Below are 8,537 nucleotides of genomic sequence, written 5' to 3'. Positions count from 1 at the left end.
TGAGCCATGATCAAACTCTTCAATTTAAAAGTTTGATGCTCGTGAATTAAACTTCGTAATGAATTACGTGTTCACTCTTGAGACTTGGTATTCATTTTTCGTCCGAGGACGTTAAGAATCCGTATCTTCGAGTGCCCACACAGATTGTCTGATAAATTGTTAAAGAGCAGGTGCGACGCGGCTTTCAGCTCACCGTCGCGAGGTGGCGTATATTACGCTTTCCTCTTTCAGAGTCAACCCTGAATTTCAGGATTTTTCTCTTCAACCGACCGGCTGTTTGTGTGAAGTGATTCACATCCGCCGTGTCGATGGAGGCGCATTATAGGGAGTCGGTTCAGGAAGACAAGCGGAAAAATGCATTTTTGTTTTAACCGCTCATCTTTTATCCATAACGCTTATTTTTGCTGCTTTTTTATCGCCGATGGCAGATCGGCAAGGCTGTTTAACACCCAGTCCGCCGCGTTTTCTGCTTCTGCCGTGACCGGTTTGCCCGTACGCACCAGCACTTTTGTCCCGACATTTGCCGCCGCAGCCGCCTGCATATCTTCCAGCTTGTCTCCCACCATATAAGAAGCCGCCATATCGATATGCAGGAAATCACGCGCCGAGATAAGCATTCCTGGATGCGGCTTGCGGCAATCACATACCTGACGGAACTCTTCTATACTGCCCTGCGGATGGTGAGGACAATAATAGATGCCGTCCAAATCAACATCGCGATCCGCCAACGACCAGTCCATCCATTCGGTTAACGTTTCAAACTGCGCCTCAGTGAATTTGCCGCGCGCGATTCCGGACTGGTTCGTCACCACCACCAGCGCATAGCCCATTTTTTTTAGCTCGCGCATCGCGTCAATAACGCCGTCTATAAACTCAAATGCATCGATTTCATGTACGTAGCCGTGATCCACATTAATGGTGCCGTCACGGTCGAGAAAAATTGCGGGTACAGACTTTGCCACCTTTTATAGCTCCTGAGTAAAGCAAGTGGCGCTAGTATCGCATGTTTCAGCAGGCAAGAAAGTGCTCATCGTATAAAGCCTGATTGATTTAGACGTCTGGATGCCTTAACATCCATTCTGTTGACGGCGTTGACCGTATTAGGCAGACGAAAATGCCTCCGCTCATTTCATTACGATAATAAAGAATCAATGATTAAACTTTCGAATATTACCAAAGTGTTCCAGCAGGGGACGCGCACCATTCAGGCGCTAAATAATGTCAGCCTGCACGTTCCTGCCGGGCAGATTTATGGCGTCATTGGCGCCTCCGGCGCCGGTAAAAGTACGCTTATCCGCTGCGTTAACTTACTTGAACGCCCAACCGAAGGTAGCGTTCAGGTCGGCGGTCAGGAGCTAACAACGCTTTCAGAGTCTGAGTTGACCAAAGCTCGCCGTCAAATCGGCATGATTTTCCAACATTTTAACCTGCTCTCTTCCCGTACCGTGTTTGGCAACGTCGCGTTGCCGCTGGAACTGGATAACACACCAAAGGAAGAGATCAAACGCCGTGTCACAGAGCTGCTGGATTTAGTCGGTCTTGGCGACAAGCACGACAGCTATCCGGCAAATCTTTCCGGCGGTCAGAAACAGCGTGTCGCGATTGCCCGCGCGTTAGCCAGTAATCCAAAAGTGTTGCTGTGCGATGAAGCCACCAGCGCGCTTGATCCCGCGACGACCCGTTCGATTCTGGAATTGCTGAAAGATATCAACCGTCGTCTGGGGTTGACGATTCTGCTTATCACTCATGAAATGGATGTCGTAAAACGTATCTGCGACTGCGTTGCCGTCATCAGTAATGGCGAGCTTATTGAGCAGGATACGGTCAGCGAAGTCTTCTCGCATCCTAAAACGCCGCTGGCGCAGAAGTTTATTCAGTCCACTCTGCACCTGGACATTCCGGAAGATTACCAGGCGCGTTTGAAAGCGTCGCCGGAAACTGACAGCGTGCCGATGCTGCGCATGGAATTCACCGGACAGTCTGTGGATGCCCCGCTGCTTTCTGAAACCGCGCGTCGTTTCAACGTGAACAATAATATTATCAGCGCGCAGATGGATTACGCGGGCGGTGTGAAGTTCGGCATTATGCTAACGGAAATGCACGGCACACAAGAAGAGACGCAAGCCGCAATTGCCTGGCTGCAGGATCACCATGTGAAAGTAGAGGTACTGGGTTATGTCTGAGGCAATGATGTGGTTACTGGTTCGTGGCGTTTGGGAAACGTTGGCGATGACCTTTGTCTCCGGTTTCTTCGGTTTCGTGATTGGCCTGCCGGTTGGCGTATTGCTGTATGTTACGCGCCCGGGGCAGATTATGGAGAACGCCAGGCTGTATCGCTCCCTCTCTGCGGTGGTCAATATTTTCCGCTCAATTCCCTTTATCATCCTGCTGGTGTGGATGATTCCTTTTACCCGAATAATTGTCGGCACCTCCATTGGTTTGCAGGCCGCGATTGTACCGCTGACCGTCGGCGCCGCGCCTTTTATCGCCCGTATGGTGGAAAATGCGTTGTTAGAGATCCCTGCCGGGCTGATTGAAGCCTCGCGAGCGATGGGCGCCACGCCGCTGCAAATTGTACGTAAAATCCTTTTACCGGAAGCGCTGCCTGGTCTGGTGAATGCGGCAACCATTACACTGATCACCCTGGTCGGTTACTCCGCAATGGGCGGCGCTGTCGGCGCAGGCGGCCTCGGTCAAATCGGCTATCAGTACGGTTATATTGGATACAATGCTACCGTGATGAATACGGTGCTGGTATTACTTGTCGTTCTGGTTTATTTAATTCAGTTATCCGGCGATCGCATCGTCAGGGCTGTCACGCATAAGTAACGTTAAACACAACACAAATACTCATTAAGGAAATAAGCATGGCGTTCAAATTCAAAACCTTTGCGGCAGTGGGTGCTCTGATTGGTTCTCTGGCACTTGCGGGTTGCGGTCAGGATGAAAAAGATCCGAATCATATTAAAGTCGGCGTAATCGTTGGCGCAGAGCAGCAAGTTGCCGAAGTCGCGCAGAAAGTCGCGAAAGAAAAATACGGCCTGGACGTGGAATTGGTGACCTTTAATGATTATGTTCTGCCTAATGAAGCGCTGAGCAAAGGCGATATCGATGCCAATGCCTTCCAGCACAAACCGTATCTGGATCAGCAAATCAAAGATCGCGGCTACAAACTGGTTTCTGTTGGTAAGACTTTTGTCTATCCCATTGCAGGATATTCCAAAAAAATCAAATCCCTGGATGAGCTCAAGGACGGTTCCCAGGTCGCTGTGCCTAACGACCCGACCAACCTTGGTCGTTCCCTGTTGCTGCTGCAAAAAGTAGGGCTGATTAAACTGAAAGACGGCGTTGGTCTGCTTCCTACCTCGCTGGATATCGTCGAAAACCCGAAAAATCTGAAAATTGTTGAGCTGGAAGCGCCGCAGTTGCCGCGTTCGCTGGATGACGCGCAGATCGCGTTAGCAGTCATCAATACGACATACGCCAGCCAGATTGGCCTGACGCCAGCGAAAGACGGTATCTTCGTTGAAGATAAAGATTCTCCGTACGTTAACCTGATCGTAACGCGTGAAGATAACAAAGACGCCGAGAATGTGAAAAAATTCGTTCAGGCTTATCAGTCTGATGAAGTGTACGAAGCCGCAAATAAAGTTTTTAATGGCGGTGCGGTGAAAGGCTGGTAAGTTTTAGGCTGATTCCACAATCTGTAATATTATTCAGGACGGGCTATTGCCCGTCTTGTCATTTATGCAAGCTCCTGATTCAATATCTGGCAATTAGAACATTCATTGAGGAAATATTATGCGTGCTTTACCGATCTGTTTATTGGCACTCATGCTGGGCGGTTGTTCCATGCTAAGCAGATCCCCTGTTGAACCCGTTCAAAGCACCGCAACCCCGCCAAAAGCGGAGCCGGAGAAACCTAAAGCGCCGCGTGCCGCTCCCGTCAGGATTTACACCAATGCTGAAGACTTAGTCGGCAAACCTTTCCGCGATCTTGGCGAGGTTAGCGGCGAATCCTGCCAGGCGACAAATCAAGACTCTCCGCCTAACATTCCAACTGCGCGCAAGCGTATGCAGATTAATGCATCTAAAATGAAAGCCAACGCCGTCCTGCTGCACAGCTGTGAAATTACCAGCGGCACGCCAGGCTGCTATCGTCAGGCGGTTTGTATCGGGTCCGCCCTGAATATTTCGGCGAAATGAGCAGCTTTCAGTTTGAACAAATCGGCGTTATTCGCTCCCCCTATAAAGAAAAATTCGCCGTTCCGCGCCAGCCTGGTCTGGTCAAAAGCGCCTGCGGCGAACTGCATCTGATAGCGCCTTACAACCAGGCCGATGCCGTTCGCGGCCTGGAGGCGTTCAGCCATTTGTGGGTACTTTTCGTTTTTCATCAGACGATGGACGGCGGCTGGCGGCCAACAGTTCGTCCGCCCCGTCTTGGCGGTAACGCCAGAATGGGCGTTTTTGCCACGCGCTCCACGTTCCGCCCCAATCCGATTGGCATGTCGCTCGTTGCGCTAAAAGGTATCGAGTGCCGGAAAGAGAGCGTAATTCTGAAATTAGGCAGTCTGGATCTGGTGGATGGCACGCCGGTGGTGGATATCAAACCGTATTTACCGTTTGCCGAGGCCTTACCGGACGCCGCCGCCAGCTATGCGCAACAGGCGCCGATAGCTGAAATGCCCGTGAGTTTTACCGCTGAGGTGGCTCAACAGCTTACGACGCTGGAAAGGCGTTATCCGCAGCTACGGACATTTATTTGCGATGTGCTGGCGCAAGATCCTCGCCCGGCTTATCGTAAGGGTGAAGAGACGGGCAAAACCTATGCCGTCTGGCTGCATGATTTTAACGTGCGCTGGCGTGTGGTTAACTCGGGATTTGAAGTGTTTGCGCTGGAACCACGGTAATTTCACGCCCTTCTCTTTTGACATCTCTTGCACGCTGGTAAACTAAATCACTTTTTTTGTATCAGGCTCACATTGAGCCTGTTCGATCGTTCAACTGGAACCGTAACAACATGCGTACTAGCCAATACCTGCTCTCCACTCTGAAGGAGACACCTGCCGACGCCGAGGTTATCAGCCACCAGCTGATGCTGCGCGCCGGGATGATCCGCAAGCTCGCCTCCGGGTTATATACCTGGCTGCCGACCGGCCTGCGCGTCCTGAAAAAAGTCGAAAACATCGTGCGTGAAGAGATGAACAACGCCGGTGCTATCGAGGTGTCGATGCCAGTCGTTCAGCCAGCCGACCTGTGGCAAGAGAGTGGTCGTTGGGAACAGTACGGTCCGGAACTGCTGCGTTTTGTCGACCGTGGCGAGCGTCCGTTCGTACTCGGCCCGACCCACGAAGAAGTTATCACCGATCTGGTGCGTAATGAACTCAGCTCTTATAAGCAGTTGCCGCTGAACTTCTTCCAAATCCAGACCAAATTCCGTGATGAAGTGCGTCCGCGCTTTGGCGTGATGCGTTCGCGCGAATTCCTGATGAAAGATGCTTACTCTTTCCACACCTCTCAGGAGTCGTTGCAGGAAACCTATGACGCCATGTACGCCGCGTATAGCCGTATCTTCAGCCGTATGGGGCTGGATTTCCGCGCGGTACAGGCCGATACCGGTTCTATCGGCGGCAACGCCTCGCATGAATTCCAGGTGCTGGCGCAAAGCGGCGAAGACGATATTGTTTTCTCTGATGTTTCTGATTACGCGGCTAACATTGAACTGGCTGAAGCTATCGCGCCGCAAACGCCGCGCGCAGCGGCGACGCAGGAAATGACTCTGGTCGATACGCCAAATGCCAAAACCATCGCGGAGCTGGTGGAACAATTCAACCTGCCAATTGAAAAAACGGTAAAAACGCTGCTGGTGAAAGCGGTGAAAGACAGCAAGTCTCCGCTGGTGGCTCTGCTGGTTCGCGGCGATCATGAACTGAATGAAGTTAAAGCGGAAAAACTGCCGCACGTTGCCAGCCCGCTGACCTTCGCTACCGAAGAAGAGATTCGCGCCGTGATTAATGCCGGCCCTGGCTCCCTCGGCCCGGTCAATATGCCGATTCCGGTCATCATCGATCGCACCGTTGCCGCCATGAGCGATTTTGCCGCTGGCGCCAACATCGACGGTAAACACTACTTTGGTATTAACTGGGATCGCGATGTGGCGACGCCTGTTGTTGCCGACATCCGTAACGTAGTCGCCGGCGATCCGAGTCCGGACGGTCAGGGAACGTTGCTTATCAAACGCGGTATCGAAGTGGGTCACATCTTCCAGTTAGGTACCAAGTACTCAGAAGCGCTGAAAGCCTCCGTTCAGGGTGAAGATGGCCGTAACCAGATCCTGACAATGGGATGTTACGGTATCGGCGTAACACGTGTCGTTGCCGCCGCTATCGAGCAGAACTTTGACGAGCGCGGCATTGTATGGCCTGACGCTATTGCGCCTTTCCAGGTCGCTATTCTGCCGATGAATATGCACAAATCCTTCCGTGTGCAGGAGCTGGCGGAAAAGCTGTACAGCGAATTGCGCGCGCAGGGCATTGAAGTGCTGATGGACGACCGTAAAGAGCGCCCGGGCGTGATGTTTGCCGATATGGAGCTGATTGGTATTCCACATACTATCGTGATTGGCGATCGCAACCTGGATAACGACGATATTGAGTATAAATACCGTCGCAGCGGTGAAAAATCGCTGATTAAAACCGGCGATATCGTTGATTATCTGGTCAAGGCGATTAAAGGCTAAACGACATTTTGTTGGGATTGCCCGGCGCCATCCGGCAGATATGTAAAGGCCTCGCACCCTGCGAGGCCTTTTATTAGTGGGTGCAATCTTTACCCGGCGTAAACTTCGCATTTTTATCGGCTATTAGCATTTTTACCGGCTCGCCCGTGTCCGGGTTCGCGGCAAACACAAAATGCCCTTCTACCGTCAGCAGCACCGGTTTTTCCGCTTCACCTTTCGCCGTCAAATAGCCGCGCTCAAGCTGGGCGTTACTGGCGACCGGCAGCCGTTTTCCGGTCGCACAATCGGTAAAGGTCGCCGCATCGGCCCTGTATACATACATACCACGCAACGGCATTGGCGTTACCGGCAGGCTGGCGGTAACAGGCACAAGCGTATAATTAAGCGGCGAAGCCACCGGATTGCCTTCTCTGTCGAGCATCTCCAGCGCATTGCCCTTCGCGCGATAATACGATTTCTCGCCATTGCTGTCGGTTAACACCAGTTTATCCGCCGTCCGCGCCCAGGTACCGTATGACGCAAAAGAGGAAGGTTCTTCGCGTACGCCCTGATAGCGCTCGTTCATCACCCATGTGCCGTCTTTTTCCAGAAACAGTGACGTTTCAATACCTTCACAATCCGCACAGGGCAGCACGCCGCGCCAGCTTTGCTGCATGGGTTTTAATTCCGCCGCCTGCGCAGGTTGCAGGGCGTCAACTTCCGCACGGTTATTACACCCTATCAATGCAAATAGCGTACAGGCTGCCGCTACTGACAATATTGCTGTTCTCACCATAAAATCCTTATGAAATTGCTATTCCTGCCCGTCAATCCAGTGGACGACGAACTTTGCCGCGAAGCGCCTTTACAGAAGATTTTTGCGCCTTTGAGGACAAACGGCGCTCTTTCGAGGCACGCGTCGGACGGGTTGCGCGACGGCTTTTCTGCTCCGCGGTTAATTCTTTTATGACGGCAACCAGCCTGGCGATAGCCGCTTCCCGGTTGAGCTCCTGGCTCCGGAACTCCTGCGCCTTAATGATAATGACGCCATCATCGCTTATCAGATGGTGGCTGGCCGTCAGCAAACGCTGTTTATAATACTCTGGCAGGCCAGAGGCCCGAATGTCAAAGCGCAAATGAATCGCGCTAGAGGTCTTATTTACGTGCTGACCACCTGCGCCCTGCGCGCGAATGGCCGTAATTTCCAGCTCATTGTCGGCTATGGAGACCGTCCGGGAGATGGCAATCATGAGGGCTGTTGCCAGGCGGTTAGCTGTATTTCCAGATTATTCCGAGCATCAGAAAGCCAGATTGCGCCGTCCTGAATCGTCGCCTGTAGCGTCATGGTACGATCGGCAAATTCACTGAGCTGCGCCAGTTGCCCGTCATCCAGATACCAGACGGACAGGTTAGCGAACTGCGCGCACTTGCTTTGATGCTGCTGCCACCAGATTTGCGCCGCCCGGGTGTTATAAGCAAAGAGCGCGACGTCGCTTGCCTGAGTACAGGCTTTCTTAATACGGCGCTCATCCGGCAGCCCCAGCTCTATCCAGAGATCGATGCCCAGATGATCGTTACGCAGCCAGGCCTCCGGCTCATCTTCCGCGCTGAGCCCGCGTGTAAACTGCAACCGCTCATCAGCATATTTTATCCATGCCAACAGGCGCAGCATCATGCGCTCCTGCGTTTCAGAAGGGTGACGCGCCAGCGTCAATGCCGCATCCAGAAACCGGTTGCGATCAAGGTCAGCCACATTGACGACGGCTTTATAAATTGTCGCTTTAAGCGCCATGAGAAAACTCCTTTCGAATCAGGCGCC

The 8,537-nt window shown here is 52.4% G+C and carries 10 protein-coding genes; 6 read left to right on the top strand and 4 right to left on the bottom strand.

All coding sequences use genetic code 11. The features are described 5' to 3' along the window. Positions 1–395 precede the first annotated feature (395 nt). Positions 396–962, bottom strand: a complete 567-nt coding sequence (gmhB, locus tag ACLJTG_RS16645) for a D-glycero-beta-D-manno-heptose 1,7-bisphosphate 7-phosphatase (RefSeq protein ID WP_001140158.1) — start codon at positions 960–962, stop codon at positions 396–398. Positions 963–1,151: 189 nt separating this feature from the next. Here gmhB and metN point away from each other — a divergent pair, with 189 nt between their 5' ends. The 6 genes from metN (at position 1,152) to proS (ending at position 6,739) form a co-directional block, all read left to right on the top strand. Then, complete coding sequence (metN, locus tag ACLJTG_RS16640; RefSeq protein WP_000594021.1) at positions 1,152–2,183, top strand: methionine ABC transporter ATP-binding protein MetN; 1,032 nt, start codon at positions 1,152–1,154, stop codon at positions 2,181–2,183. Then, positions 2,176–2,829: a methionine ABC transporter permease MetI gene (locus ACLJTG_RS16635; protein ID WP_001287486.1), complete on the top strand. Its 654-nt coding sequence runs from the start codon at positions 2,176–2,178 to the stop codon at positions 2,827–2,829. Before metN ends, ACLJTG_RS16635 begins: the two co-directional genes overlap by 8 nt. Before the next feature lie 38 nt (positions 2,830–2,867). After that, entirely contained in the window at positions 2,868–3,683 is an 816-nt protein-coding gene (gene metQ / locus ACLJTG_RS16630) for a methionine ABC transporter substrate-binding lipoprotein MetQ (RefSeq protein WP_000874215.1), read from the top strand. Between the two features lie 118 nt (positions 3,684–3,801). Beyond that, the gene (gene rcsF, locus ACLJTG_RS16625; protein WP_001202315.1) at positions 3,802–4,206 is read left to right on the top strand and encodes an Rcs stress response system protein RcsF; all 405 of its coding nucleotides are present in this window, start codon (positions 3,802–3,804) and stop codon (positions 4,204–4,206) included. Further along, complete coding sequence (tsaA, locus tag ACLJTG_RS16620; protein ID WP_000093986.1) at positions 4,203–4,910, top strand: tRNA (N6-threonylcarbamoyladenosine(37)-N6)-methyltransferase TrmO; 708 nt, start codon at positions 4,203–4,205, stop codon at positions 4,908–4,910. The genes rcsF and tsaA overlap by 4 nt, the downstream gene beginning before the upstream one ends. 110 nt (positions 4,911–5,020) lie before the next feature. Further along, on the top strand, positions 5,021–6,739 hold the full coding sequence (proS, locus tag ACLJTG_RS16615; protein WP_001260683.1) for a proline--tRNA ligase: 1,719 nt from the start codon (positions 5,021–5,023) through the stop codon (positions 6,737–6,739). Between the two features lie 73 nt (positions 6,740–6,812). Here the strand turns inward: proS and nlpE are convergent, their stop codons facing one another. The 3 genes from nlpE to ACLJTG_RS16600 are packed head-to-tail and all read right to left on the bottom strand — an operon-like array spanning position 6,813 to position 8,510. After that, positions 6,813–7,514 carry an envelope stress response activation lipoprotein NlpE gene (gene nlpE, locus ACLJTG_RS16610; protein ID WP_079835159.1) on the bottom strand — a complete coding sequence of 234 codons (702 nt, stop codon included), beginning with the start codon at positions 7,512–7,514 and terminating at the stop codon, positions 6,813–6,815. A gap of 31 nt (positions 7,515–7,545) precedes the next feature. Next, complete coding sequence (arfB, locus tag ACLJTG_RS16605; protein WP_000560527.1) at positions 7,546–7,968, bottom strand: alternative ribosome rescue aminoacyl-tRNA hydrolase ArfB; 423 nt, start codon at positions 7,966–7,968, stop codon at positions 7,546–7,548. After that, positions 7,965–8,510, bottom strand: coding sequence for a YaeQ family protein (locus ACLJTG_RS16600; protein ID WP_023243425.1), 546 nt, complete (start codon positions 8,508–8,510; stop codon positions 7,965–7,967). Before ACLJTG_RS16600 ends, arfB begins: the two co-directional genes overlap by 4 nt. Positions 8,511–8,537: the final 27 nt, after the last annotated feature.

The organism is Salmonella sp. SAL00672 (genome assembly GCF_046552175.1).
Lineage (GTDB): Bacteria > Pseudomonadota > Gammaproteobacteria > Enterobacterales > Enterobacteriaceae > Salmonella > Salmonella enterica.
This window is presented reverse-complemented; position numbering and strand designations above follow the sequence as displayed.

What these genes read in the sequence shown, in the direction of transcription:
- metN (WP_000594021.1), top strand. Translation starts at nt 1,152, where the DNA reads ATGATTAAACTTTCGAATATTACCAAAGTGTTCCAGCAGGGGACGCGC.
- ACLJTG_RS16635 (WP_001287486.1), top strand. Translation starts at nt 2,176, where the DNA reads ATGTCTGAGGCAATGATGTGGTTACTGGTTCGTGGCGTTTGGGAAACG.
- metQ (WP_000874215.1), top strand. Translation starts at nt 2,868, where the DNA reads ATGGCGTTCAAATTCAAAACCTTTGCGGCAGTGGGTGCTCTGATTGGT.
- rcsF (WP_001202315.1), top strand. Translation starts at nt 3,802, where the DNA reads ATGCGTGCTTTACCGATCTGTTTATTGGCACTCATGCTGGGCGGTTGT.
- tsaA (WP_000093986.1), top strand. Translation starts at nt 4,203, where the DNA reads ATGAGCAGCTTTCAGTTTGAACAAATCGGCGTTATTCGCTCCCCCTAT.
- proS (WP_001260683.1), top strand. Translation starts at nt 5,021, where the DNA reads ATGCGTACTAGCCAATACCTGCTCTCCACTCTGAAGGAGACACCTGCC.
- nlpE (WP_079835159.1), bottom strand. Translation starts at nt 7,514, where the DNA reads ATGGTGAGAACAGCAATATTGTCAGTAGCGGCAGCCTGTACGCTATTT.
- arfB (WP_000560527.1), bottom strand. Translation starts at nt 7,968, where the DNA reads ATGATTGCCATCTCCCGGACGGTCTCCATAGCCGACAATGAGCTGGAA.
- ACLJTG_RS16600 (WP_023243425.1), bottom strand. Translation starts at nt 8,510, where the DNA reads ATGGCGCTTAAAGCGACAATTTATAAAGCCGTCGTCAATGTGGCTGAC.